The organism is Vibrio sp. TMPB1044 (assembly GCF_030442075.1).
Taxonomy (GTDB): Bacteria; Pseudomonadota; Gammaproteobacteria; order Enterobacterales; family Vibrionaceae; genus Vibrio; species Vibrio satsumensis.
This window is the reverse complement of record NZ_JAUJED010000025.1, coordinates 14,888-39,307: the sequence shown is the minus strand read 5'-3', so window position 1 is coordinate 39,307 and position 24,420 is coordinate 14,888. Positions and strand designations below refer to the sequence as shown.

Annotated in this window: 23 protein-coding genes and 1 riboswitch; of the genes, 14 read left to right on the top strand and 9 right to left on the bottom strand. The window is 44.3% G+C overall.

Annotated elements, in window-relative coordinates; all coding sequences use genetic code 11:
* Positions 1 to 309: 309 nt before the first annotated feature.
* From QQ041_RS18265 to phnE (QQ041_RS18235), 7 genes are all read left to right on the top strand, one after another.
* The gene (locus QQ041_RS18265) at positions 310 to 2,304 is read left to right on the top strand and encodes an ATP-binding protein (RefSeq protein WP_285954713.1); all 1,995 of its coding nucleotides are present in this window, start codon (positions 310 to 312) and stop codon (positions 2,302 to 2,304) included.
* Positions 2,301 to 3,653, top strand: coding sequence for a sigma-54 dependent transcriptional regulator (locus QQ041_RS18260; protein WP_285954712.1), 1,353 nt, complete (start codon positions 2,301 to 2,303; stop codon positions 3,651 to 3,653). Before QQ041_RS18265 ends, QQ041_RS18260 begins: the two co-directional genes overlap by 4 nt.
* 258 nt (positions 3,654 to 3,911) lie before the next feature.
* On the top strand, positions 3,912 to 5,132 hold the full coding sequence (locus QQ041_RS18255; protein WP_215402906.1) for a glycerophosphodiester phosphodiesterase family protein: 1,221 nt from the start codon (positions 3,912 to 3,914) through the stop codon (positions 5,130 to 5,132).
* A gap of 255 nt (positions 5,133 to 5,387) precedes the next feature.
* Complete coding sequence (phnD, locus tag QQ041_RS18250) at positions 5,388 to 6,428, top strand: phosphate/phosphite/phosphonate ABC transporter substrate-binding protein (RefSeq protein ID WP_285954711.1); 1,041 nt, start codon at positions 5,388 to 5,390, stop codon at positions 6,426 to 6,428.
* 128 nt (positions 6,429 to 6,556) lie between these two features.
* Positions 6,557 to 7,327 (top strand): phosphonate ABC transporter ATP-binding protein, encoded by a 771-nt coding sequence (gene phnC, locus QQ041_RS18245; RefSeq protein WP_060981091.1) that lies wholly within the window; start codon positions 6,557 to 6,559, stop codon positions 7,325 to 7,327.
* A complete protein-coding gene (phnE, locus tag QQ041_RS18240; RefSeq protein WP_285954710.1) occupies positions 7,315 to 8,139 on the top strand; it encodes a phosphonate ABC transporter, permease protein PhnE in 825 nt (274 codons plus the stop codon). Before phnC ends, phnE (QQ041_RS18240) begins: the two co-directional genes overlap by 13 nt.
* Positions 8,139 to 8,942 carry a phosphonate ABC transporter, permease protein PhnE gene (phnE, locus tag QQ041_RS18235; RefSeq protein ID WP_146490350.1) on the top strand — a complete coding sequence of 268 codons (804 nt, stop codon included), beginning with the start codon at positions 8,139 to 8,141 and terminating at the stop codon, positions 8,940 to 8,942. The genes phnE (QQ041_RS18240) and phnE (QQ041_RS18235) overlap by 1 nt, the downstream gene beginning before the upstream one ends.
* A 162-nt stretch (positions 8,943 to 9,104) precedes the next feature.
* Here phnE (QQ041_RS18235) and QQ041_RS18230 read toward each other — a convergent pair whose 3' ends face one another.
* The 3 genes from QQ041_RS18230 to raiA form a co-directional block, all read right to left on the bottom strand.
* Positions 9,105 to 9,893, bottom strand: a complete 789-nt coding sequence (locus tag QQ041_RS18230; RefSeq protein ID WP_146490351.1) for an HAD-IIB family hydrolase — start codon at positions 9,891 to 9,893, stop codon at positions 9,105 to 9,107.
* A gap of 99 nt (positions 9,894 to 9,992) precedes the next feature.
* Positions 9,993 to 10,148, bottom strand: coding sequence for a DUF3012 domain-containing protein (locus QQ041_RS18225; RefSeq protein WP_081090158.1), 156 nt, complete (start codon positions 10,146 to 10,148; stop codon positions 9,993 to 9,995).
* 238 nt (positions 10,149 to 10,386) lie between these two features.
* Complete coding sequence (gene raiA, locus QQ041_RS18220) at positions 10,387 to 10,743, bottom strand: ribosome-associated translation inhibitor RaiA (RefSeq protein WP_146490352.1); 357 nt, start codon at positions 10,741 to 10,743, stop codon at positions 10,387 to 10,389.
* 507 nt (positions 10,744 to 11,250) lie between these two features.
* Here raiA and QQ041_RS18215 point away from each other — a divergent pair.
* The gene (locus QQ041_RS18215) at positions 11,251 to 11,835 is read left to right on the top strand and encodes a hypothetical protein (protein WP_285954709.1); all 585 of its coding nucleotides are present in this window, start codon (positions 11,251 to 11,253) and stop codon (positions 11,833 to 11,835) included.
* Positions 11,836 to 11,931: 96 nt separating this feature from the next.
* Here the strand turns inward: QQ041_RS18215 and glgC are convergent, their stop codons facing one another.
* A complete protein-coding gene (glgC, locus tag QQ041_RS18210; protein ID WP_285954708.1) occupies positions 11,932 to 13,155 on the bottom strand; it encodes a glucose-1-phosphate adenylyltransferase in 1,224 nt (407 codons plus the stop codon).
* A 400-nt stretch (positions 13,156 to 13,555) separates the two neighbouring features.
* On the opposite strand from glgC, the gene ompW reads away from it, so the two are divergent.
* Both ompW and QQ041_RS18200 read left to right on the top strand, forming a co-directional pair.
* Entirely contained in the window at positions 13,556 to 14,197 is a 642-nt protein-coding gene (gene ompW, locus QQ041_RS18205) for an outer membrane protein OmpW (RefSeq protein ID WP_146490355.1), read from the top strand.
* 202 nt (positions 14,198 to 14,399) lie between these two features.
* Positions 14,400 to 16,208 (top strand): choice-of-anchor I family protein, encoded by a 1,809-nt coding sequence (locus QQ041_RS18200; protein ID WP_285954707.1) that lies wholly within the window; start codon positions 14,400 to 14,402, stop codon positions 16,206 to 16,208.
* Positions 16,209 to 16,317: 109 nt separating this feature from the next.
* Here the strand turns inward: QQ041_RS18200 and QQ041_RS18195 are convergent, their stop codons facing one another.
* The gene (locus QQ041_RS18195; protein WP_010433036.1) at positions 16,318 to 17,037 is read right to left on the bottom strand and encodes an SDR family oxidoreductase; all 720 of its coding nucleotides are present in this window, start codon (positions 17,035 to 17,037) and stop codon (positions 16,318 to 16,320) included.
* Positions 17,038 to 17,263: 226 nt separating this feature from the next.
* On the opposite strand from QQ041_RS18195, the gene QQ041_RS18190 reads away from it, so the two are divergent.
* Positions 17,264 to 18,169 (top strand): LysR family transcriptional regulator, encoded by a 906-nt coding sequence (locus QQ041_RS18190; RefSeq protein ID WP_285954706.1) that lies wholly within the window; start codon positions 17,264 to 17,266, stop codon positions 18,167 to 18,169.
* Positions 18,170 to 18,240: 71 nt separating this feature from the next.
* Here the strand turns inward: QQ041_RS18190 and QQ041_RS18185 are convergent, their stop codons facing one another.
* Positions 18,241 to 18,579, bottom strand: a complete 339-nt coding sequence (locus QQ041_RS18185) for a helix-turn-helix domain-containing protein (protein WP_004741127.1) — start codon at positions 18,577 to 18,579, stop codon at positions 18,241 to 18,243.
* A gap of 105 nt (positions 18,580 to 18,684) precedes the next feature.
* On the opposite strand from QQ041_RS18185, the gene QQ041_RS18180 reads away from it, so the two are divergent.
* Both QQ041_RS18180 and QQ041_RS18175 read left to right on the top strand, forming a co-directional pair.
* The gene (locus QQ041_RS18180) at positions 18,685 to 19,452 is read left to right on the top strand and encodes an SDR family NAD(P)-dependent oxidoreductase (protein WP_086714284.1); all 768 of its coding nucleotides are present in this window, start codon (positions 18,685 to 18,687) and stop codon (positions 19,450 to 19,452) included.
* A 165-nt stretch (positions 19,453 to 19,617) separates the two neighbouring features.
* Positions 19,618 to 20,271 (top strand): cupin domain-containing protein, encoded by a 654-nt coding sequence (locus QQ041_RS18175; protein WP_285954705.1) that lies wholly within the window; start codon positions 19,618 to 19,620, stop codon positions 20,269 to 20,271.
* Positions 20,272 to 20,347: 76 nt separating this feature from the next.
* Here the strand turns inward: QQ041_RS18175 and QQ041_RS18170 are convergent, their stop codons facing one another.
* Positions 20,348 to 20,986: an NAD(P)-dependent oxidoreductase gene (locus QQ041_RS18170; RefSeq protein ID WP_285954704.1), complete on the bottom strand. Its 639-nt coding sequence runs from the start codon at positions 20,984 to 20,986 to the stop codon at positions 20,348 to 20,350.
* Between the two features lie 162 nt (positions 20,987 to 21,148).
* Here QQ041_RS18170 and QQ041_RS18165 point away from each other — a divergent pair, with 162 nt between their 5' ends.
* Complete coding sequence (locus QQ041_RS18165; protein ID WP_285954703.1) at positions 21,149 to 22,045, top strand: LysR family transcriptional regulator; 897 nt, start codon at positions 21,149 to 21,151, stop codon at positions 22,043 to 22,045.
* Between the two features lie 143 nt (positions 22,046 to 22,188).
* Here QQ041_RS18165 and QQ041_RS18160 read toward each other — a convergent pair whose 3' ends face one another.
* Together QQ041_RS18160 and ribB are read right to left on the bottom strand one after the other, a co-directional pair.
* Positions 22,189 to 23,037, bottom strand: a complete 849-nt coding sequence (locus QQ041_RS18160; protein ID WP_285954702.1) for a hypothetical protein — start codon at positions 23,035 to 23,037, stop codon at positions 22,189 to 22,191.
* Between the two features lie 388 nt (positions 23,038 to 23,425).
* The gene (ribB, locus tag QQ041_RS18155; RefSeq protein ID WP_004733029.1) at positions 23,426 to 24,082 is read right to left on the bottom strand and encodes a 3,4-dihydroxy-2-butanone-4-phosphate synthase; all 657 of its coding nucleotides are present in this window, start codon (positions 24,080 to 24,082) and stop codon (positions 23,426 to 23,428) included.
* A 186-nt stretch (positions 24,083 to 24,268) separates the two neighbouring features.
* A riboswitch (FMN riboswitch) is annotated at positions 24,269 to 24,419 on the bottom strand.
* Between the last annotated feature and the right edge of the window lies 1 nt (position 24,420).

The window sequence follows — 24,420 nt, the reverse complement described above, 5'->3', positions numbered from 1 at the left end:
TGAAAGCTTGTGCGATTTTTTTTGGCGTCAATAATCCTTAACTGACTAACTACATGAGAGTTTTATTATTTGATCGAGAGTTATTAATTATCCTCTACTGGTTAGTATTGATAGAGTAATCACGTTTCTGTCGGTGCGGTCACTTTCTATTATCGCAAAATAGACCATGCAAGCTTTATAAAATAATTGTTATGATATCTTATGTGAAATGTTAATGATTAATCTTCATTTAATAGTTTCACTAAAGCTATTCGATGCAAGCCTAAGTAAGGTTCATGCCATAACTAATTGAATCATTGACCTTTCCTAATGGTTTTTGATGAGAAAAAGGTGGGGCGAGTGAGTAGTCGTGTCTCAGAGGTGATAGATAGCAAGGATCGTTTTGAACGTCCATTTCCGATCAAAATTCCGCGTCGTAGGTGGTTTGGTTGGAAAGGTATAGAGCTACGGTTAGTGTTGGCATTGGCCATGCTATCGATGACTACCATCTTTCTCTCTGTTGTCTCCAGCTTCACCTTTGACAACCTAAATCAAAGGCTTGTCGAATTAAAAGAGAGTGAAATCCCTGCTTTAGATAACGCTGCTCGCCTGAATGATATGGTGCGAGTGATTATCACAACGTCTTCTCAGCTCAGTGATGCGGAATCGAATTTAGAACGCAAACAAGCGATGCTAAAAATCGAAGACGCTATTTCCGTGATGAATAGCGTTATGGTGCAATTCCCTGATTATCACGCCTACTTTAAAGATCTTATCGCCCAAGTTAATAATAGTCTGAGCCTGTTGTATCAAAGTGAGATTGAGTCAGAACAACTCAATCAAGAACTTCGTAATTTGCTTGAAGGCTTTTATCCTCTATTGCAACAAGCCAGTGATTCACTCGATAGCTTACCTGAATCAGCCAAAGACCAGATCCAATACACGCAGTTAAAATCCCTGCTGTATTACCAATTAGGCTTGGTCGAAAAGCTGTATAACGACTCTAGCTTTAATGAGTTGGATTACACCAGCTTACGACTAGGGCAGGTTGGAGAAGAGTGGTGGCAGCTTTGGGTAAATGGTGATTTAAGAAGCAAATTTCCCCAATTAGATCACCAACTCACCGTAATTTACAACCTAGCCTCAAGTGATAGCAGCTTGTATGGGTTGAAAAACAAAGCGCTCGATCATCTTTACCAAGAGCAGTATTTCCTGCAAAACAGCCGTGAACATCTTAACCAATTAACTGTGCAGATCGAGCGCAATACTAGCCAAGTGAACCGCAATATTGATCAGTCGATTCAGCAGGCTCAGCTGTCGTTACAATCGAACCAACAACTCTCTCTTTTCCTTTCTTTGTTCAGCGTACTGGCTGCAGCGGCTATTTCATGGTTCTACGTGCGTAAGAGCATTTTGGAAAGGCTTTTACAGCTTAAAGACAACATGTTTGCAATTTCTACCGGCCATTTAGATACCGAAGTTTCGATTCGTGGCAAAGACGAAGTGACACAAATGGCCAAGTACTTAAAGGTATTCCAGACAACGGCCAAAGTCGTGAAACAAACAAATCGAAAATTAGAGGCCGAAGTAGAAGAGCGAACCCTAGCCGAAGCCAAACTGCGTGTTACTCAAGATGAGTTAATCCAAGCAGGAAAACTGGCAGCGTTGGGGCAATTAAGTGTTGGAATCACTCACGAGATCAATCAACCATTAACTGCGGTAAACAGCCATGTTCGAAGCGCTCAATTGTGGTTAGGTAAGCAAAGGCCAGACAGAGCAGAAGAGAACCTGAAAAAGATCGAGATCTTACTAGATAAAGTGGCTGCGATTACACGTCACTTGAAGGCATTCTCGTGCAAGAGTGACGGCAAAATTGATAACGTCGAGGTGGATACGGTTATTGGTGATGCGATCGACCTCTTTGAAACTCGGCAAAGTAGGGTGTTGATTCATTATACGCCACAAAGCGATCAAATGGTTCGAGCCAATAGCATTCGCTTGGAGCAGGTGTTGGTGAATTTGATCAGTAATGCGTTGGATGCCGTTGAACATAGAGCTCTGCCTCAGCTTAACATCTCCACTCAAGAGCACCTGAATACCATTCAGATATCAGTTAAAGACAATGGATTAGGGATACCTGAAGAAGATATTCCTTACCTGTTTGATCCGTTTTATACCCGCAAGACCACAGGCAAAGGACTCGGACTCGGTTTGTCTATTGCATACAACATAATTAAAGACTTTGGCGGCTCGATTCACGTCGAATCGGTTGAACACCAAGGCACCACTTTTATCGTCACTCTACCAAAAGGCACAGACTCATGACTTCAGAAAAACACATAGTTCTTATCGACGATGAAACCGACGTCGTTGAAGCCGTGAGTGAAATGTTGGAACTCGAGGGTTTTAGTGTCACGAGCTTTACTGACCCAAACCTTGGCCTAAAGTCCCTCAAAGCAAACAGTCAGTCGGTGGTGTTGTGTGATGTGCGGATGCCACAAGTGGACGGGCTTACGTTGTTGAGCTCAATCCAACATCGCGCAGCCAATATTCCGGTATTACTGATGAGCGGGCATGGTGATATTCCGATGGCAATCGAGGCGATGAAGTTGGGTGCGTTCGATTTTCTAGAAAAGCCTCTTAACGCCAGTGAGCTGGTGGAAAAGCTCGATTTGGCGTTGGCACAGTGTCAGCACAACAGCCCTGCAACGTTAGACGACGATCAGGATACAGAACTACCGATTGAATCTGTGGTTATCGGGCAATCCCAAGCGATGGACACCATACGTAAGCAAGTGCTTGCGCTCTCTTATACTGGCGTCGATACCATCATTAATGGTGAAACTGGAACTGGCAAAGAGGTGATTGCTCGCGCCTTGCATCAGTTTAGTCGTCGCAAGGCAAAGCCGTTTGTCGCAATAAACTGTGGTGGCATGACAGAGAGCATTATTGAGAGTGAGCTGTTTGGTCATGAAGCGGGCTCGTTTACCAGTGCCAATAAGAAACGCATCGGAAAAATAGAACAAGCCAATGGTGGCACTCTGTTTCTCGATGAAATTGAAAGTATGCCGATTGCAGTGCAGATTAAGTTGCTACGCGTGATTCAAGAACGAGTGATCGAGCGTGTGGGCGGTAATGAATTGATACCTGTCGATATTGTGGTGGTTGCCGCGAGTAAAGCAGATCTCGCAAGCCTCAGTGAATCCGGTCAATTCAGAGCTGATCTCTTCTATCGTCTCAACATTGCGAGCTTAAATCTTCCGGCGCTGCGCCAACGCAAGGAGGACATTCAGGTGTTGTTCCGTCATTTTGTGATTCAAGCGAGCCATAAATACAAGACACGCCCATCAACGATTTACCCTGAGCAGATACAGCAGTTGTGTCGACACGAATGGCCTGGGAACGTACGTGAATTACGCAATGTTGCCGATCGATTTGTGCTCGGTATTGTGGGAGATGGCTTTGATCTTCAATCGCCAATTTGTGAATCAACAGGAGAAGACTTCGCCTTTGAAAAGCAGATGGAGCAGTACGAGAGAAATGTACTGACCGAAGCGTTGATAGAGAGTGCTGGCAATATCAATGAGGTATCGAGCAAGCTGAATCTACCACGTAAAACGCTTTATCGAAAAATGAAGAAACATCAATTAGATAAAGAGAGCTTCAAGGCTTAACTCGCGAAGTTGGTTATCAAGTAGCAAATTAAAGCCAAAACCAGAAGAAAAAAGCACAAGACAACAATGACCCATTTATCATTTAGTTGAATGACTAACGGTTTCAAGTAATTGTAATAAAAGAGTTTTAATATTTGGCACAAAGCGTGCAATCCCTACATTGTGGCATCAGCCCACATGAGGTCATCTAACAGAAAGTAGAAATGACCGGATTAAGGAAATTAGAAAAATAATTGCTTGTTGCAAGGAGATATAAACATGAAGCAAATACTGAAAGGTTCGATTGCTCTGATAATTGGCGTTAGCTCAATGACAGCATGGGCAGCTACAGAGTCAGCAAACCTAGGACCTCGTCCCCTCTTTTTAGTCAACAATATGGATGAGAGCCCTTTGAAAACCAAGCTGCTGAGTTGTAGCGAAGGGCCTTTTCATCGTAGCGATTTTTCTATTGGGCACCGCGGAGCTGCAATGCAGTTTCCTGAGCACACTAAGGAATCTTACTTAGCGGCGATTCAGATGGGGGCGGGTGTCGTTGAGTGTGATGTCACTTTTACTAAAGATAAAGCGTTGGTATGCCGTCACTCGCAAAGTGATCTGCACACCACAACAGATGTCTTGGCACACCCTGATCTCGCTAAGAAATGTTCAGTTCCATTTAAACCAGCGAACCCAGCGACAGGTGAAGATGCTCAGGTTGAGTGTCGTACTTCTGATTTCACGTTGGCAGAGTTTAAGACGCTCAAAGGGAAAATGGATGGCGCGAATCCGAAAGCGACCACTGTCGAAGAGTACATGAATGGCACACCGGGTTGGAGAACTGACCTTTACAGCCAAACAGGGACACTGATGACGCACGCAGAAAGTGCAGCACTATTTAAAGAGCACGGCGTGAAGGTAACGCCTGAACTGAAATCAGCAGCGGTCGAAATGCCTTTCAATGGTTTCAGCCAAGAAATGTACGCGCAAAAGCTAGTGGATGAACTGAAAGAGGCAGGTTTTGAGCCTTCAGAGACTTACCTACAGTCATTCAACTTGGATGATGTGAAGTATTGGATCAAAGAAACACCGAAGTTCGGAAAACAAGCCGTTTATCTTGATGACCGTGTTTATGAGCAAGCGGACTTTGTTGCATCTGTGGAGAACATGAAAGAGCTGCACGATGCGGGTGTGAATATCATCGCGCCACCTCTGTTTGCTTTGGTTGAGCTAGACAAGAATAACGAATTGGTTGCGTCAAACTACGCGAAGCTTGCTAAGGATGCAGATCTTGAGATTATCGCATGGACACTTGAGCGTTCAGGCCCACTCGCGCAAGGAGGCGGTTGGTACTACAAGAGTGTGAAAGATGGCATAAACAATGATGGCGATATGATGAAAATGCTCGATGTACTGGCACAAGATGTAGGTGTGATGGGCGTATTCAGTGACTGGCCTGCAACGGTAACTTACTACGCAAACTGCATGGACAGCGACGCCTAAGTTATCTGGATTATTGAAGAATAATAAGAGAAAAAGTAGTGAACCAAAGAGCCTCCGGGCTCTTTTTTTACCGTTAAAATTGATGGGACAGAAATGACCCAAATGTAATCTTTTGGGTTGGACATGAATGACTCAAAATAGATTGTTGAATTTGACTTCTTCATTAAGTTGTTGAATTTAAATAAATAAAAATATGGCATAAAGGCTGCAATAGTGAAGGCGACTTTCAACAATAAGTAAAAGTAAGGTTTGAATATGAAAATCAGTGTTAAAGGACTGTTAATCGCTAGCTCATTGTTACTTCCTTCAATGGCTATGGCAAGCGACTGCTCTAGCCGTGGTGTGTTAGACGATCGATACTGTGATGAAAACCAAGATTTAGTGGCAGATTCACCAAAGAACCCAGATGAGTGGAATGATCCAAGCACACTTGTGTTTACCTACACCCCGGTAGAAGATCCTGCGTTATACAAAGATGCGTTTGCCGACTTCCAAGCTCACTTAAGCAAGATCACGGGTAAGCGAGTGATCTACTACACCGTGCACTCGAACTCAGCGCAAGTAGAAGCGATGCGTTCTGGTCGACTGCACGTTGCTGGTTTCTCTACGGGTCCAACAGGCTACGCAGTTAACCTAGCAGGTTACGTTCCAATTGCAGTGAAAGGCGATGAGTCTGGTTTTCAAGGCTACAACCTAATTACTATCGTGCGAAAAGACAGCGGCATTAACAAAATGTCTGATCTGAAAGGCAAAAAGGTTGCACATACTTCTGCATCTTCCAACTCTGGCAACCTAGCTCCTCGAGCGTTATTCCCAGCAAAAGGCTTAGTGCCAGATGAAGACTACAAAGTACTGTACTCAGGTAAGCATGACCAATCTATCCTAGGTGTTTATAACGGAGACTATGATGCAGCACCTGTGGCGTCTGACGTGTACGATCGTATGGTAGCAGCAGGCCGTGTTGATGATTCTGAGCTTAAGATCATCTACCGTAGTCCACGCTTCCCAACATCTGCTTTCGGCTACGCGTACAACCTAAAACCAGAGTTAGTTGAGAAGATCAACGAAGCTTTCTTCAGTTACCGCTTCACACCAGAGATGAGTGCATCATTCAAAGGTGCCGACCGCTTCTCACCAATCAGCTACAAAGAAGAGTGGGACGTGATTCGTGATATCGCTCATGCGACAGGCACGGCTTACACCAAAGCGGGTTTGAAAAAACTGGCTGAAAAAGACGCTGCTAAACGCGCAAAGAAAAAAGCCGCTGAGCTAGCGAAACAAGCAAACAACGGTTAACTCTTCTCTCTGTTAAAAGATTAAGTTTTAGAAAGGCTTAGTCCTTTAAAAACACTTACCTCAACTAAAATCTATGCCCTCGCGGGTAGGGCATAGATCATTCTAAAATTCGCACAAGGAAATGCAGTATGGCCGTAGCAAGCTATGAAGGAATAAAGATCAACAACCTTTTCCACGAATATGTGGCAGGCAAGCCAATCCTTAAAGGCATTAATATTGATATCGATGAGCCAGGCATTATCGCGATTATCGGCCCATCCGGTACAGGTAAAAGTACACTTCTACGCTGTATCAACCGCCTTAACGACCCAAGCCAAGGGGAGATTATTTTTGATGGCGCAGACCTGACTCAACTAAAAGGCCAAGCACTTCGTAAACAGCGCCGTCATATCGGCATGGTATTTCAAGAGTACAACTTGGTAGAGCGTTTAACGGTTATCGAGAACGTGTTGAGTGGTCGTCTGGGTTACATGACCGCTTGGAATGCGTGGCGTCGTAATTACTCAGCTGAAGATTTAGCAAAAGCGTTTGAGTTACTGGAATTTGTTGGCCTGCAAGACTTTGCTAACCAACGTGCTGACAGCTTGTCTGGCGGGCAAAGACAGCGTGTCGGTATCGCTCGTGCGGTGATGCAAGACCCTTACATTCTTCTTGCTGACGAACCAACGTCATCACTCGACCCAAAAACTGCGGTTGAGATCATGGAGTTGATGGAAACTTTCGCTGAGCAGAAAAATATTCCAGTATTGGTGAACATTCACGATGTGAACCTAGCTAAGCGTTATGCTAAACGTATCATTGGCATGTGTAATGGTAAGGTACATTATGACGGTAGCCCTGAAGGTATTTCTGAGGAAGATCTAAAAATTATCTATGGGGGTGAATCATGGCTGGATTAAACCCAAGTTCATCGCCAAGCGTACCGTCAAACCAGTCGCCAGCGAAGCACGAAAACCCGTTCAAGGTGTCATGGACGAACCGTGTGATTATCGCTGGCATTATTGCTTACCTGTTCTACAGCTTTTCGACATTAGGGCTAACGTTTGATCGTTTGATCATCGGCTTTGGTGAAAGTGAGCGATTACTATCTAGAATGTTTCCGCCTGATTTTTCGCGTACTAGTTTGCTGTTAAGTGGTTTAGCAGAGAGCTTACAGATCGCGATTATCTCAAGTTTCTTCGGCATCGTTATCTCGCTATTTTTAGGCTTGCTTGCAGCGAGAAACATGATGCCGTCAATTGTATCAACACCAATCCGTGGTTTTATTGCATTGTGCCGTTCTTTTCACCCAGTGATCATCGCCATCTTGTTTGTGAAAGCGGTGGGCTTTGGTGCTCTGGCTGGGATCTTGACCTTGGTGTTCGCATCGATTGGCTTTATCGCCAAGTTGTTTGCAGAAGCGATTGAGGAGATTTCTTTTAAACCGGTTGAAGCAATTAAAGCGACCGGCGCTAACTTCATCAGTGTGATTCTGTATGCCGTGATGCCGCAGGTGTTTACTCGTTTTATTGGCTTCGCTAGCTACCAGTTGGACTCGAATTTACGTAACTCAACCATGGTGGGCATCGTAGGTGCGGGCGGCCTTGGCGGGACACTTTTCTCTGCCTTCCAACGTTTCGATTACGACTTCGTTGCCGCTATCTTGATCACCATTATCGCACTGATTCTGGTCGGTGAATTTCTTTCCAACATTGTTAGGAGAATCTTCTAATGACAACTGCATCTATCGATAGAGAGTGGCAGCGCTTTACACCCAACGAACGTGTGGCTCGATTTGCCGTTTACCTTAGTCTTGTGTGTGCCATCGTGTGGTCTTGGCAGACGGTGGAAGTGATTCCTGAGTTCCTTTATGACGCGCCCGCTCAATTTGCGGATATGTTCGAGCGAATGGTGCCAATGGACTACGGCTTCTACCCAGAATCGATCCACGCTGCAATGATTGAAACCTTACATATCGCGACGTTGGGCACACTGTTTACTTTGGTGTTTGCGATTCCTTTGGCGTTGTTGAATGCACCAAACATTACTCCAAATAAAGCGTTGAACTGGGTTGCTCAATTCTTCCTCGTGTCTTCACGTTCCGTGAATTCATTGGTATGGGCACTACTGTTTATCGCACTGTTTGGCCCCGGTGTTCTCGCAGGCATCATGGCAATTGCAATTCGCAGTATCGGCTTTGTAGGGAAGCTGTTAGCGGAAGCCATTGCCGAAGTGAACATGGGGCCTATTGAAGCTTTACGCGCAACGGGCGCTTCGTGGATGAGTATTCTGCTGAAAGGGTATTGGCCACAAGTGATGCCTGCGTTCTACTCAATCGTGTTATTCCGTTGGGACATCAACGTGCGTGAGTCTGCGGTACTAGGTTTGGTGGGCGCTGGTGGTATTGGTGTGGTGCTAAACGATGCGCAGAACCTTTTCGAGTGGCAAAAAGTGTCGATGGTATTGGTGAGTATTTTTGCAGTGGTTATCGTTGCAGAAGCGGCGGTGATCCACATCCGTAACAAGCTTATTTAGACAGATGGTGCAATGCAGCGTGTTTTGTGTGATGCGTCAAAGTTAAGAGCTTATCTAGCATTTTGAAGCTCAAACGACCCTAGGTACTTCGGTCTACCTAGCGGTCGTTTTTTTATGTCTATTGAGTGACCTGAGACCTTGTTAGAAGGGCGTAACTCGTTTTTAAGGGGTTAGCTTTTTAACTGCCAGTAGCGCATCCACAAATTCTGCAAACCCATAGCCACCAGGCTGCGACATGACCTTGCTTGGATGATACTCTAGTTTATCCCAATAATGCTTAATGTTTGCCACGCCAACGGTAAGTGGAAGTGATTCGAACATCTGCTGATCATTCATTGAATCGCCGACATAGCAGGCTTGATTGTGGATTTGTTCGAGCGATAAGCCTTTATTAGTCAGAAACCGGTGCACTGCGTTTTTCTTTGAGTGTTCGCCATACCAAGCGTTGATATGAATCGAACTTGCCGTTGCGTACGCACCTAAAGCGTGTATTCTTTCGAGTACCGCTTGCACTATTTCAGGATCAACAGGCTTACGGTTTTGGCCGATATCAATTGCGACCTCGCACAAGCGGTAAGATTGATCCAGAGTTAGGGATAGGTCTGGGTAACTCAGCAAGATAGCTTCAACTTGTTGTTTGAGTTTGGCTTGATTCTGGCGTACTTGCTCTAGCGGCGTTTCAAATGAGAGCTGTAATGCATTATCTTGTTTCTCTAGTAAGAAAGCGCCGTTCTCTCCAAGTACTGCATCGACAGGCCAAAGCTGCGCAATATGATCACACCAACCTGCACAGGCGCCCGTCACCGCGACCACCTTAATTCCATTATCTCGTAGTTTTTGTAATGCAATTAGGGTTTCTGGAGGCAATGAGCCTTGCCAAGTAAGGGTGTCGTCAACGTCGGTTAATAGCCATTCGATACGTTTCCAGTCATTACTTAGTTGGTGTTCCATCCTCAAACTCACTTATTCGGGGTTATTGTGTTGCGTGGAGTGCTCAGTTCGTCGTTGCACGTCTTTCACTTAGTGTCGTCAATTAACGCTTAGCAGTGTTTAGAAAACACAATGCTTAGCAAAATCACCGGCTTCATTGGCTGTCCAGTCACCTTTCGGCTTTTCTTTCATATCGGCACACCAAGCTTCACTGCCCACTTCTGTACAAGCCATTAGTTGAGTTGCCAGAAATACAATTAGCGCGATTTTTTTCATAATAAACACTCCGTTGTGGTCTAAATTTCAGTTTATAACTGTATCAAATACTACAAGTGATTGTTATAGCTGCTAAGAACTTAACGGAATCAAAAATGATGTGGGTTTGCTCTAAGTTCGAGAGGAGCAAAGAGGGAATAATTATTTGGCTTTTAGATCGAAAAAGCCAGCAACGTGTGCTGGCTTTGCAATTCTTGATAAGCTTCTATTCGTTAGTAAGCTCGAGCTACTTGAGTAATTATACCAGTTTCATCTCTTGGATGATGTCCGAAGCAATCTCTGGCTTGGTGCTTGTTGGTTTCTCGTGTAGGTCGGCTTTCAATTGTCCCTTACGGTTACTTAGGCCTGCTTCAAGTTTCTTGAGTGCTGAAGCGATAGCTGGGTACATAACATCGTCTGTAGATTTTGCTGTTACTCGTACACCTTCGTAGTTGGTGAATACTTCAACCTGATGTTGACCATGTTCTTTTGTAATGATGATGTCGCAGCTAATCAGTGATGGAAAATGGTTAGATATCTTTTCGAATTTACCTTCGATGTCTTTACGTGAGTCGTCGTTAATTGATACGTGATGTGTTTGAACGTTTATTTTCATAAATCATACCTTTCCAATGACTGTGTCATTTAAACGTAGCAAACATCGGATAGATTAACCAATAGAGAAAGTACACATGTGTGATTGACTTCAGTGTTATCAAATAATCTCTCCTTCCTCCCTTGAAAGTCCGAATAACTGATCGCATATTATGTTTCGTGTTTTCGAGACATGTTCAAAAATACTCCATCCTTGATAATTTGCTCTAACGTAGCGCTCAATTCCAGTGAATCTCTCTTTATCGGTTTTATAATTCCGAACTTGTCACTTGGCTAACCTCTTTCGTTTTTGATAAATAAGTTACCGATAGACTTTAATTTATAGACACTCAGCAGCCCACTTCATATTGAGGTTTGTCTCTAAACTCAAATAGATCCTAGTAACACACTAACTACTGATGATTTCGTCACTCATTATCACAATTACTAATATAGGCTGCAGTGGTTAATTGAGGTATTTGTTAGTGCGGGGTACTCTAACGCCTTCGTTAAACTTGGATTCGTTACCATGAAAATGCCTGTTAAATTTTCTGCGATCGCGGCTTCACTTTCTTTTGCCTTTAATGCTTTCGCTGCACCTGTTGAGTTTCAGAAAATTCCGGAGATCATGCAGCAATTTGAAACTGCAGAACTTTACGTTAAGAAGTCGGTGACGTTAGGCCGTTTGCCTGCTGATTCTGAAATTGGCGATGATTTTCCTACCTACGTTTCAGATGGAAAGGGTGGTTACAGTTTAGAAACCAATAATGTAATGACAGACGATGTGGTTATTGCAAGCATGCCGAAAGCGATTGTTGATGATGTTTTCAACCAATGGTTGGTGCCCAAAGAGACGTGGATCAGTAGCTATGGCTCACTGCCAACGTCGACCACTGAGTTCAAGCCGTTTAAGCGTATTAAAACCATCAAAGCCATTAAGATTGATGCAGAAATGCTTGAGCTGTTAGGCAGTGAAGATGGCAATACAGCGATGATCAAAGTGAGCTGGGATGAGAATGGAATGAAGGTCTATAAGGATGGCTACTTAGGGGATTATGAGTACGGGATTGCCCCTCATGAGATGCAAGAAAACTACGAGTTAGCACCTAAGTAGTTCGATTCAATTTAGAAAAGCGCCCTGTTTTTATGGGGCGCTTTTTTGTAGGTAAAGGGGTTGTTACTGAAGAATGTTGAGTGACCAGTATTAGAGTTAAGACTCATTAAACTCATAAGAAGATGGCACCACAATCACGCCTTGTTTTGATATGTGGAAGTGTTTCGCATCGGCAAGGCTATCAACACCGATCTGGGTTCCGTCAGGCACCTTAACATTCTTATCGATGATGCAGTTTTGTATGTGGCAATTTTTTCCAATCTCAACATCTTCAAACAGGATACTATCAATCACAATCGCCGCATTGTTCACTTTTACCTTCGGGAAGAAGATGGAGTTTTGCGCTGAACCACCTTCAATCACTACGCCATTCGCGATCATTGAATTGATGAAGATCCCTTGGTTACCTTCGACCGAAGCAATGGTTCGTGCGGGCGGGAGTTGCGGCTCATAGGTACGAATTGCCCAATCTGGTTGGTACAAATCGATAGGTGAGGCCGGTTTCAACAGGTCCATATTCGATTGGTAATAAGAGTCGATCGTACCCACATCTCTCCAGTAAGCATCTTGGGTTACGCGTCCTTCTTCATCACCAAATTTGTAAGCGTAAACACTGTTGTTGCCGACCAATTTAGGAATGATGTCTTTACCAAAATCGTGGCTTGAGTTCGGATCTTCTGCATCCGCCAATAATGCCTGTGTCAGTATTTCTTTATCAAAGATGTAAATCCCCATTGAAGCCATGCTTCGTGTCGGCCTACCAGGTACACATGCAGGGTAACGTGGTTTCTCTGTGAAGTTATTTATCTGATGCGATTCGTTAATTTCCATCACGCCAAACTCTTTAGCTTCATCAATCGACACCTCCATACAGGCTACCGTTAAGTCGGCTTCATTCTGCTTATGTTGCTTGAGCATTGGGGCGTAATCCATGCGATAGATATGGTCGCCAGATAACACCACTACATGCTTAGCTTCACTACGAGACAGCAAATACAAGTTTTGATAAATCGCATCGGCCGTGCCGCTATACCAGCTGTCACCTGTTCGCATTTGCGGGGGAACATTGGTGATGTATTCGCCGAGCTCGGGGTTAAGCACCGACCAACCATCACGTAAGTGTTTTTGCAAAGAGTGAGACTTGTACTGAGTCAGCACCAGTATTTGGCGAAGCCCAGAATGCAAGCAGTTCGCTAGTGTGAAATCGATGATTCGATATTTGCCACCAAACGGGACCGCAGGTTTTGCGCGGTTATCGGTGAGGGGGGAAAGCCGAGAGCCAACACCGCCGGCCAGAACGATTGTTAGAGTGTCTTGCATAGTCAGAACCTCAATGTATTTATGATTATGAACATAGACTTGCAAGCACCACGCCAAATGTAACTCATTGAATATTAAACGAGGTGATAATGAACTCTGCGAGACTGCACCAAATTGATGCGTACGGGATGTTGGGTTGCTCTATTTTGATCCAAAGAGATTAGAGCAAAGTGAAAAGGCATCATTAACAAAATGATGCACGGAAAAGTTGCATTACAAAACTGTCAATAAAATGAAGAAATAAAGTGATCGGGTCGATATAAATTTACACAAATAATCATAACCTTTCACAAATTGATTTCCATCAATAAAGTAGGGTTATTGTATGTTACCTTGCACGCAAAATAAGAAATGATTACTCATTCACCAATAAAGAATAAGCCCTCAAAAGGAAATAATAATGAAAAAAACAGTATGTGGTATTGCGGTTATTGCGGCTCTTATGTCAACGAATGTTCTTGCTCATAAAGAAGGTGATTTCATCATCCGTGCAGGTGCAGCAACGGTATCTCCAAACGACAGCAGTGACGCTGTACTTAACAATCCTGACCTAGAATTCTCAGTTGATTCTAATACTCAACTTGGTCTAACTTTCGGTTACATGTTCACTGACAACATCAGTTTTGAAGTCCTAGCTGCAAGCCCATTTTCTCATAGCATTTCTGTCAACGGTCTAGGCAAAATTGCTGATACTAAACACCTTCCGCCAACGTTCATGGTTCAATATTACTTTGGTGAAGCGAACAGCGACTTCCGTCCTTACGTAGGTGCGGGCATCAACTACACTGTGTTCTTTGACGAAGGATTGAATGCTAACGGCAAAAATGCAGGCCTAACGGATGTGTCTTTGGATGATTCTTGGGGCCTTGCTGCAAACATTGGTATTGACTACATGATCAATGAGGACTGGTTCCTAAACGCATCGGTTTGGTACGCAGACATCGGTACTACAGCGACATACAAAACGGCTACAGACACGTTCAAAACAGACGTTGATATAGACCCATGGGTATTCATGATCGGTGGTGGTTACAACTTCTAACCCACCTATTCAGTTTACTAAAGGCGCTCAAGCACCAGCCAGCTTGGGCGCTTTTTTTTGCTTGCTTGTTAATGAAACGCTCATTCCAACTTGCTGTTGTTATAGGTAAGTGGAACCGATTGTCGTCACCTATTGTTAACAAAAGGTAAAGATAACTGTCATAAGCGGCCTCTATGATCGCGATTCAAATTATGGAGGATATATGAATCGTAAATTTAATAAGCTGACTTTATTACTACCTATCGCAGTAAGCTCGGCTCTCGTTGGTTGTTCTCAATCAACTTCAAAGCCTGCAACATCATCTCAAACATCACTTGATGCTTTTAGCCTTCAATGCCAATCCATCCAGAAACCTATCGCGAACGATGCTGTGGTAACTGGGCTTATTCTGGTGGGTAGCTCTATTGCAGACGCCCCGTTTGATACTTCTGCAGCCGAAATCGTCAGCTACGATTCATGTACCGATAAGCTTTATGTGGTTAACGCTCAAGCGCAGAAAGTCGATGTGTTATCGATGAATGCCGATAGCGCACCGACATCTGAGGGCTCTATCGACCTTCAATCAGCCGCTGCAGCTTCGGGTATTAATATCGGTGCTGCGAACAGTGTATCGACTCATCAGGGCTTAGTTGCTGTCGCGATCGAAAATGCTGACAAGCAACAAAATGGCATAATTGCGCTTTATCGCTCAGATACACTAGAGTTGATTACCACATACGCTGCTGGCGCATTGCCAGACATGGTGAGCTTCTCGAAAGACGGCCGTTACATCGCATCAGCAAACGAAGGTGAGCCGAATGCGGATTACAGCATTGATCCGGAAGGCTCTGTGACGCTGGTTGATTTAGCTAATGGTCCTTTACAAGCAAAAGTGACTCAAATTGATTTCAAGGCATTCAATCAAGGTCAGCCTCGCCATGCAGAACTGACCGACAAGGTTCGAATCTCGGCTCCGAATGCTACCGTTGCTCAAGATCTAGAGCCGGAATACCTGACGTTTGCTAATTACGGCAAACTCTATGTTGCCCTGCAAGAGAACAATGCGCTAGCAGCTATTGATGTAGAAACCGCAGAGGTGGATGCGATTCTTGGATTAGGCGGCAAACCTTGGGATACCGCTCAATTGGATGCATCAAACAAAGACAAAAACATCGGCAATCTGCAAAGCTACGCAATGTTAGAAGGACTTTACATGCCAGACAGCATCACTAGCTACAGTGTTGATGGCAACACCTACATCGTGACGGCGAACGAAGGTGATGGCCGCGAGTATGGCATCAAGACAACGCAAAAAGTGTGTGATGATAAAGGCTTTGAGTGGGATGGTGATGACTATAAAGGCACTGAAAACTACACCACAGAAAAAGACTTTTGTATCGCTTATATTGATGAAGTACGTGGCAAGAAGCTAGATGTTGATGCTAACCACCCATTGGCTGGTGCATTGAAAGACAACAAACAACTGGCTCGTCTTAAGGTGATTAAGCCACAAGGAACACTTGCTGCTGACCAAAAAGTTCAAGCATTCGGTAGCCGTTCTTTCTCTATTTGGGATGAATCTGGCGAGTTAGTGTTTGATAGCGGCGATGATTTCGCTCGAATCGTTCTTGATCAAGATCCTGCAAACTTCAACAGCACCAATGATAACAACCAAAGTGGTGACGATCGCAGCGATGACAAAGGGGTTGAACCTGAGGCTATCGAAGTGGCTGAGATTAACGGTAAGCAGTATGCCTTTATTGGTCTTGAGCGCCAAGGTGGTATCATGGTTTACGACGTAACACAGCCTAAAAACGCGAGTTTCATCAGTTACTTGAACAACCGAGACTTTACACAACCAGTGTGTACCAAAGTTGATGAAGACGGTGATTGCGACAACGATACTTACAACTCAAAAGCGGGTGACCTAGGCCCAGAGTCAATCAAGTATTTCACTCGCTCTGGTAACCACTTTATTGCGGTTGGCAACGAAGTGAGTGGTAGCACATCAGTTTACCGCGTTGAGTTTTAATCACGGTTACTGCTTGTAGCTAGACTCAATAAAAACAAAAGCGCCACTACTGAATAAGTAGTGGCGCTTTCTATTTATGCATCACAAAGGTATGCGTGATAATTAGCTTCTATGGTTGTTGCTTAGTTGGTGCTAGAGCAATCTCACGGATACAAACGTTTTGTGGTTGTTGGTAAGCGAATGATACGGCGCGTGCAATATCGTCAGCTGCCAATACACCGCCCATGTCTTCTTTCCAAGAATCGTAACCGTCTTTGATCTCTTGAGATGTTGTGTGAGACAGAAGCTCAGTTTCTACAGCACCCGGTGCGATAGTAGTAACACGAACATTTGAAGCTGCTACTTCTTCACGAACGTTCTCAGAGATAGCGTGTACCGCGAACTTAGTACCACAGTAAGCAGCGTGGCTTGGGAATGTTTTCTTACCCGCAATTGAGCTGATGTTGATGATAGTACCTGTGTTGCGTTCCATCATCGGAGCAAGTACAGACTGCATGCCGTTTAGAAGACCAATTACGTTCACATCGAACATTGTCTTCCACTCTTGAGCGTCTTGAGTATCGATTTGACCAAGAAGCATTGCACCTGCGTTGTTGATAAGCGCATCTACAGGACCAAACTTCGCTTCACCTTGTGCGATTGCCGCATCAAAAGACGCTTTGTCTGTTACGTCTACTTTCACAGATAGAGAGTTTGGTAGGTTAAGCGCTTCAAGGCGGTCAACACGACGAGCTAGAAGTAGCAGAGGGTGACCTTCATCGCTTAGACGACGAGCGATTGCTTCACCAATACCAGAGCTTGCACCTGTAATTACGATTAGTTTTTTCATTTTATTTCCTCTGTACTTTTATTGCGTCGGGTGGTTACGACGTATTGTTTAAGTGCATTCGAATCAAGTGCTTGTTGCCTTGCTTCGTTGCGATGGAGGTATATTAAGGAAAATAGCATTGTTGATATATAACGCTTTACTTGAAACACTGTTGTTGTGGTGCAACAATTAATGTGTACATTTTATTACTTCATCATCTTAAAATCTCACAACTAAGCTGGCGACCATGCTCAATCAAATTAACCTGTCTGATATTCGTTCTTTCGTGCTTATCGCTCGTTTAGGTAACTTTACCAAAGCAGCGGAGGAGCTTGATGTGTCGCGCTCCCACGTATCACGCCAAGTGAGTAGCCTAGAAAAGCAGATGGGCGTGACGTTGTTTATCCGTACCACTCGAACCTTAAGACTGACGCACGCAGGGCAAGATCTGTACGTGAGATGTGAACAAGCCTTAGATAATATAGACCAAGCGCTGATTGCTGCTGTGGACGATGTCGAAGAAGTACGTGGCGACATAAAAGTAAACTGTGTCGGGGGTTATTTGGGGGAGGTGATCATTGCGGATCTAGTGAATGAGTTTATGCAGCTCTATCCCGATATCAGTATAAGTCTGGATTTCAGTAGTAACCGAGTCGACTTGATTGAAGACGCTTTCGATATTGCATTTCGTATGGGAAGCCTTGAAGACGCGGGCTTTATTGCAAGGAAGCTATTGGACATAGAGATGGGAACACTCGCGAGCCCTGAGTATTTTGCTCGCAAAGGAAAGCCTAATCACCCTAAAGAGTTGATCCATCATGACTGCTTAACCGGTTCGGTGCGTAAATGGAGTTTTCAAGCGCTCGATGACACCAAGAAAACGCTCGATGTACATGTGACTGGAAGGTTGCAATGCAAAAATGGTCGAGTGCTAGTACAAGGTGCGAAGTCGGGTAACGGGATTATTCGTGTGCCAACCATCTATTGCTTGCAAGAACTCAATGATGGGCAATTAGTGCAAGTGTTTAATGACTGGGTGGTGCCTAAAGTGGACTTTTCAGCGATCTACCACCGAGACCGCTATCAACCAAGCCGAATTCGAACCTTCATTGATTTTGTGAAAGGACGTTTTGAGCAAATGCCAGTCAGTTAAGCGCTGCGTGCTTCCTTCCGTCTTCCTTCTTTTGTCTTCCGTTTTTTGACAATAATTGGACTGGCTCGAACTTACATTTCGTCGATTTCGTTTTGCAGGCTTTCCAGTTGATCCAGAATCAGTAAAAACTTCTCACCAAAAGGCGTTACCTGATACTCAACTCTTGGTGGCAGTTCGTTGAACATTTGCTTGTCTAAAATCCCGAACTCAACATTTCGCTTCAAACATTCATTCAGTACCTTGGTCGATAACCCTTCGACCGAGCGCACCATCTCACCGGGGCGATTAATACCATTTGCCAATAATTGGTAAACCGTTAGCGACCATTTACAGCCGTAGATGGTTTCCACCATACGAGCGGAACGCTCTGGTGCTGATTTTCTTGAAAAAAAGTTTTCCTGATTTTTCATAAAGATGTACCAATAAGTACCTACCTAACCGATTTGTACTTACTATTCATAGTGTTAGTTCAAAGCCTAAGATTACCACGTTCACATGACTTAGGAGATAACAAAATGAACTTCACTAAAAATGGTATTGCAGTAGTAATCGGTGGCACAAGCGGCATGGGCTTTGAAACAGCGAAGCAGTTAGTCGCTCAAAACATCCATGTATTGGTTGTCGGCAATAACCCAGCTAAGTTAGATAAAGCGGTGTCAGAACTTCAATCATTAGGCCACGCTTCTGGTTGGCAAGCTAACCTTTATGATGATGCAAGTGTGTCGAACCTTATTGCGCATCTAGAGTCGCTTGAAGAGGGTATTGGTTACCTTGTTAATGCGGCTGGCTACTTCAACCCCAAAGCGTTTATTGAGCACCAAGAATCTGATTACGAGCAATACATGCAGCTTAATAAAGCAACCTTCTTCATCACTCAAGCGATAAGCAAGTTGATGATTAAGAACGGCGGCGGCAGTGTGGTTAACGTTGGTTCTATGTGGGGTAAGCAAGCAATCAAAGCGACACCATCTTCTGCGTACTCAATGGCTAAAGCTGGACTACACGCTTTAACACAGCATATGGCGATGGAGCTTGCGGATCACAACATTCGTGTGAATGCGGTGTCTCCAGCCGTAGTTAAAACGCCAATTTACGAATCTTTCATTAAGCCGGAAGAAGTAGATCAAGCGCTAGAAGGCTTCAATGCTTTCCATCCAATTGGTCGAGTAGGTTTGCCGAAAGACATCGCAAACAGCATCTCTTTCTTACTATCAGACAGTGCCGATTGGGTAACGGGCGCAATCTGGGATGTTGATGGTGGCGTGATCGCTGGCCGCAATTAATCAAGCCTAGCTTTCAATATGGGGGGATGCTTTGTTAGCAATTAGCAATTAGCAATTAGCAATTAGCAGTTAACAGCGAAGTCTCCCCCTAGCTCGTTATTCGCGTAGAATAGACATTAGCAAGACAATAATAATTAAAACGATAACAAGAGTAAGGTCGTCATTATGTTCAACATGGACTTTTCAAAGAGACTGGTTATCGAAACCGATAAACTAGATTGGGTTGCGAGCCCTGCCAAAGGGGTATGGCGTAAGCCCCTAGAAAGAGAAGAGAAAGAATCGGGTCACACGACTAGCGTGGTGAAATACGATCCTCAATCTTCATTCTCCGAACACCCACATCCGCAAGGAGAAGAGATCTTCGTGTTAGACGGTGTGTTCTCAGATGAAACTGGCGATTTCCCAACAGGCACTTATATCCGTAATCCGCCGGGTAGTGCGCACTCTCCATCGAGTAAAGATGGCTGTACGATCTTGGTTAAGCTTAATCAGTTTGATGTGAGAGACTTAACTCAAGTTCGTATCAATACTCAAGAAACGGAATGGCTTCCGGGTATTGGTGGTTTACAAGTGATGCCACTGCATGGTTTTGAACACGAAAATGTTGCCTTGGTGAAATGGCCCGTTGGCGAACGTTTTCAGCCGCATCGTCACTTTGGTGGTGAAGAGATCTTTGTGTTGTCTGGCACTTTTAAAGATGAGCATGGCGAGTATCCAAAACACACATGGATGCGCAGCCCGCACATGAGCGAGCATTTTCCTTATGTGGAAGAAGAGACCGTTATCCTAGTGAAAACAGGGCATCTGCCATTGGATTAAATGAATGCTCAGTAAAAAGATGAGAAAGCCGCATTGTTTTGAACAAGCGGCTTTTTAGTTTTTATATGTGAGCTGACTAGTAAGCGACACCAATACGTTGGCGTGGGAACTTGCCAGCTTCTAGTTCATCAATCATCGCGATAGCGTAGTCGCTGACGGATATTTTGCTGTTGCCATCTTCGTCAGTGAGCAGTTGATCACCACCTGTGCGGTAGGCTGATAGCTTATCGCCCGGGAAGATTTCCGCAGCAGGGCTAACGAATGTCCAGTTAACCTTGTCATTAGATTGTTTGAACACTTCAAGCGCTTCACCCTGTGCTAGTGCTTCGTTTTTGTAATCTGCTGGGAAGTCAGGAACGGTCACTAACGGTACGTTTGGCGCCACTTCTAATGAACCTGCACCGCCAACCCAAAGTAGGCGCTCGATACCAATGCTTGGCAGTGTCTCAAGCAGCTTAGTTGCTGTGCTTTTTACGATGTCGTGATTACCCAAAGCACGTCCGCCAATCGAAGTGATTACTGCATCAACGCCGGATAGTGCGGTTGCAAGGCTTGCTGCTTCATCTTGTAAATCAAATGAACGAACCTCAACATTGTTCATTTCTACACGGCTTGCATCTTTTACGACAGCAACCACGTCGTGACCACGAGATTGAGCTTCTTGAGCAATGTGATTACCAATCCAACCTGATGCGCCTAATACTGCAATTTTCATAATGTCTCTCCAATTATCTAATTTATTGAGTCGTTTTCTCGACAGCCATTGCAGTCTAATAGCTCACTAGGTTGCGATAAATATCGTAAAATGATGTAGATTGTATCTATATGGTGATCTAATAAGATTTGATTTGCTAGCAAGTAGTTCAAGGAGAGCGTGATGGATAGGTTGACTGCAATGCGCAGTTTTGTCGAAGTCGCAAATTGTGCCAGTTTCACTCAGGCAGCTGAGCATTTGGACATGAGCCGACTACAGGTTTCACGTCATGTTCAAGAGATCGAAGCGTGGCTAAAACAAAGACTTTTGCATAGAACAACTCGAAAGGTGAGTTTGACGGCGGCAGGGGAAATCGCATTACAACGCTGTGAAAAAATACTCCATGAGACCGCAGAGCTAGAGGTTACTGCGCTTAATCAAACCGATGATCTTTCCGGGACAATTCGAATCGCAGCGCCGATTGGTTTAACTCAAAACATGTTATTGGATGTGGTCGAGCAGTTCACTGAGCGTCATCCAAATATTACGGTAGAACTCTTTGCTTCGGATCGTTTTACTCAGTTGGTGGATGAGAGGATAGATATTGCACTTCGATATACCGATCAACCTGATGAAAGCTTAATTGCCAGAAAGCTAATGGAAATCGATTCCGTTGTGTGTGTATCTGCTGCTTATCTAGACAAGCACGGTGAACCTAAAACGATTGAAGAACTTCGACAACATAATTGCTTTCGCCATTTGAGTGTCTCTAAGTGGGATTTTGTTAAGGATAACCAACATTATTCGGTTGAGGTGTCTGGCACCATTAAAGCCAACGATGTTGGGGTGTTAACCCGCGCCGCACAGCATGGCAAAGGGATCGTGCGATTACCGTGTGACTTAGCCAATCCATTGATTGCCAATGGTAAGTTGAAGCGGATTTTGGAAGACTTTGTTTCACCGAGCAGTGTGCTTTGGGCAGTGTATCTATCTCGCAGCTATCAACTCCCTGTTGTACGTCAGTTTATTGATTTTGCAGCAGGAGCTTGGTCTAACGATATTAAATCTGGGGATGTTTGAGGTTATATCTTAAGTACACAAGTACACAAGTACACAAGTACACAAGGCATAAACATATAAATACAAAAATCCGATATCAAAGGTGATATCGGATTTGAACTCAATAATTCAGAGTTCCAGCACGCTCTCCTCTCACGAAGTCTTTACATGTAATGATGTACGGATAATCGGGTGTCTATCGCCTTTTCGTTAATGTCAGGTAAAGGTCGATACAAGCTTCTAGTAATGTCGGATAATACTTGGTCGTAAACTTGCGACACGACGCTAGAAATATCACTGGTTAATTCGTACATGCTATCTGCTGGTTGGGTCGCTTCAGTGCTTGATGCGATCTCTGTAAGTGCATGCATCGCTCGTGTACAAACCGGTGACCCACTGCTAATCGGGCAGATAATCGATAATTGGTTGAGTTTTCTGTGTGTCTGAGAGGCGTAGAATTTGAATCTCAAATACTCCTCAGGCTTCTCCATATCAGGTATGCACATGCGTAACTTGGTCAGGATTTCCATGCAGTCTAAGATCTGTTGCCAATTCATGTGATACTCACGGCTCATGTCTTCTCGTTCAGACTGAATCAGCCAAATGATCATCACTTCATCCATCAAGAACATGCTATGGCGAATTGTTTTGCCATGAATCGATTGGTTACGCACCAAGCTGCGGTTTTGCCAGTCACTGTGCATGGCAATGAGCTTAAGGTGATAGATGCGATACATAGGGCGACTATCAAACGAAACATGAGATTGAAGCAGCTCAGATACCTCAAGTATGTTGTCGTAAATCTCGTTCACTTTGCGAATCGAGTCGCTAGATAATTTATATGCTAGAGCGTAATGCGTTGCTGCGCGGTGTTTGCGTGATAGCAACAATAACTCTCTAAGCAGAACTAAGGTTTCAAACCTGTGTGATAGCGCTGTTTGTCTCTTCCTTGAGAAATGAAACAGGGCTGCAAGTACTAATAGGGATAAACCCACTGAAATAACTACAAACATATTCAACTCCTAATATTTGTATACCTACTTAGTGGTAGTGCAGGCACCGTGCCAAAATAAATAAGTGTTATATTTCATTGAGTTATGTTTTTAGTCTAATTATGGATGATCAATCATGGTGCACGACTTCACCATTCGAGTGAATGTTTCTCATATTTTGCAGGATTTTTTGAGAGGTTACGCTTCTCTGATGGTAGGTTGGAGAGGCTTCGGTAAGCAGGGACACTTTGGAGATCCATCTCTGGGTCGTTTCATGCTACGCAAATTAAAAAGGCCTCACTCCTTATATGCTTTTAATTATAACAAGCAGTAAGAGTGAGGCCTTTCAGTGTTCATTTCGCAGTGTAGTTAGCTTCAATGCTAAGTGTTTAGCATTGAAGGCTAAACGTTATGCAAGCTTGAGATCGAACTCAGTGCGGTACATAACCATATCTTCAATGGTCAGTACTGGCATGTTGTGCATTTTACCGAAAGCCACGATCTCTGGCGCTTTTGCCATCGTGCCATCTGGGTTGGTTACTTCACACAGTACACCTGCCGATTGAAGACCAGCCATTTGCATAAGATCCACTGTACCTTCTGTGTGGCCGCGACGAGCAAGTACACCACCTTTACGAGCACGCAATGGGAATACGTGGCCAGGGCGAGCAAGGTCAGTAGGCTTAGCGGTTGGGTTTGCAGCTGTCTTAATCGTTGTTACACGGTCAGCGGCAGAAACACCTGTTGTTACGCCCACTTTTGCTTCGATAGTTACGGTAAACGCAGTTTGGTTTGCGCTGTTGTTATCAACAACCATAGGTGGAAGTTCAAGTTGGTTCGCTTGCTCGTCAGTTAGACACAGGCACACAATGCCGCTGCATTCGCGGATCATAAGCGCCATTTGAGCATTCGTCAGGTGTTCTACTGAGTAGATGATGTCGCCTTCGTTCTCGCGATCTTCATCATCGAGTAAAAGTACGCCACGACCTTCGCGCAGAGCTTGCAGTGCGTTTTCAACACGAGTGATTGGTTCGCCAAATTCGGCAAGTAGTGAAGACTGATTCATGGTTAAACTCCTAAAATATCACCAGAATCAGGGCTGTATGAGGGATCTTAACCGAGCACAACAAAGCCGACTCATTACAAGTTGGCCTTAGCTCATTATGGTTTTATCCAAAACGAAATGCACCCGCCTAAGTTGGAGGCATGAACCCAATAAATAGGTACGCCTTTCCAACTTAAACGAGTGTGTTTTCATTCTCTCTCATCCGGACTATGACCGTCGGCTCTGGCATCTCACCAGATCTGCTGACCTCGACGAATCGAGCGCTCGCGGGCTTATCTTTAGATTTTGCTAAGGACATACCGCCGGTGGGGAATTTCGCCCCGCCCTGAGAATAAAAA

Coding starts and splice junctions, on each gene's coding strand:
- QQ041_RS18265 (WP_285954713.1), top strand. CDS start 310: ATGGTTTTTGATGAGAAAAAGGTGGGGCGAGTGAGTAGTCGTGTCTCA.
- QQ041_RS18260 (WP_285954712.1), top strand. CDS start 2,301: ATGACTTCAGAAAAACACATAGTTCTTATCGACGATGAAACCGACGTC.
- QQ041_RS18255 (WP_215402906.1), top strand. CDS start 3,912: ATGAAGCAAATACTGAAAGGTTCGATTGCTCTGATAATTGGCGTTAGC.
- phnD (WP_285954711.1), top strand. CDS start 5,388: ATGAAAATCAGTGTTAAAGGACTGTTAATCGCTAGCTCATTGTTACTT.
- phnC (WP_060981091.1), top strand. CDS start 6,557: ATGGCCGTAGCAAGCTATGAAGGAATAAAGATCAACAACCTTTTCCAC.
- phnE (WP_285954710.1), top strand. CDS start 7,315: ATGGCTGGATTAAACCCAAGTTCATCGCCAAGCGTACCGTCAAACCAG.
- phnE (WP_146490350.1), top strand. CDS start 8,139: ATGACAACTGCATCTATCGATAGAGAGTGGCAGCGCTTTACACCCAAC.
- QQ041_RS18230 (WP_146490351.1), bottom strand. CDS start 9,893: ATGGAACACCAACTAAGTAATGACTGGAAACGTATCGAATGGCTATTA.
- QQ041_RS18225 (WP_081090158.1), bottom strand. CDS start 10,148: ATGAAAAAAATCGCGCTAATTGTATTTCTGGCAACTCAACTAATGGCT.
- raiA (WP_146490352.1), bottom strand. CDS start 10,743: ATGAAAATAAACGTTCAAACACATCACGTATCAATTAACGACGACTCA.
- QQ041_RS18215 (WP_285954709.1), top strand. CDS start 11,251: ATGAAAATGCCTGTTAAATTTTCTGCGATCGCGGCTTCACTTTCTTTT.
- glgC (WP_285954708.1), bottom strand. CDS start 13,155: ATGCAAGACACTCTAACAATCGTTCTGGCCGGCGGTGTTGGCTCTCGG.
- ompW (WP_146490355.1), top strand. CDS start 13,556: ATGAAAAAAACAGTATGTGGTATTGCGGTTATTGCGGCTCTTATGTCA.
- QQ041_RS18200 (WP_285954707.1), top strand. CDS start 14,400: ATGAATCGTAAATTTAATAAGCTGACTTTATTACTACCTATCGCAGTA.
- QQ041_RS18195 (WP_010433036.1), bottom strand. CDS start 17,037: ATGAAAAAACTAATCGTAATTACAGGTGCAAGCTCTGGTATTGGTGAA.
- QQ041_RS18190 (WP_285954706.1), top strand. CDS start 17,264: ATGCTCAATCAAATTAACCTGTCTGATATTCGTTCTTTCGTGCTTATC.
- QQ041_RS18185 (WP_004741127.1), bottom strand. CDS start 18,579: ATGAAAAATCAGGAAAACTTTTTTTCAAGAAAATCAGCACCAGAGCGT.
- QQ041_RS18180 (WP_086714284.1), top strand. CDS start 18,685: ATGAACTTCACTAAAAATGGTATTGCAGTAGTAATCGGTGGCACAAGC.
- QQ041_RS18175 (WP_285954705.1), top strand. CDS start 19,618: ATGTTCAACATGGACTTTTCAAAGAGACTGGTTATCGAAACCGATAAA.
- QQ041_RS18170 (WP_285954704.1), bottom strand. CDS start 20,986: ATGAAAATTGCAGTATTAGGCGCATCAGGTTGGATTGGTAATCACATT.
- QQ041_RS18165 (WP_285954703.1), top strand. CDS start 21,149: ATGGATAGGTTGACTGCAATGCGCAGTTTTGTCGAAGTCGCAAATTGT.
- QQ041_RS18160 (WP_285954702.1), bottom strand. CDS start 23,037: ATGTTTGTAGTTATTTCAGTGGGTTTATCCCTATTAGTACTTGCAGCC.
- ribB (WP_004733029.1), bottom strand. CDS start 24,082: ATGAATCAGTCTTCACTACTTGCCGAATTTGGCGAACCAATCACTCGT.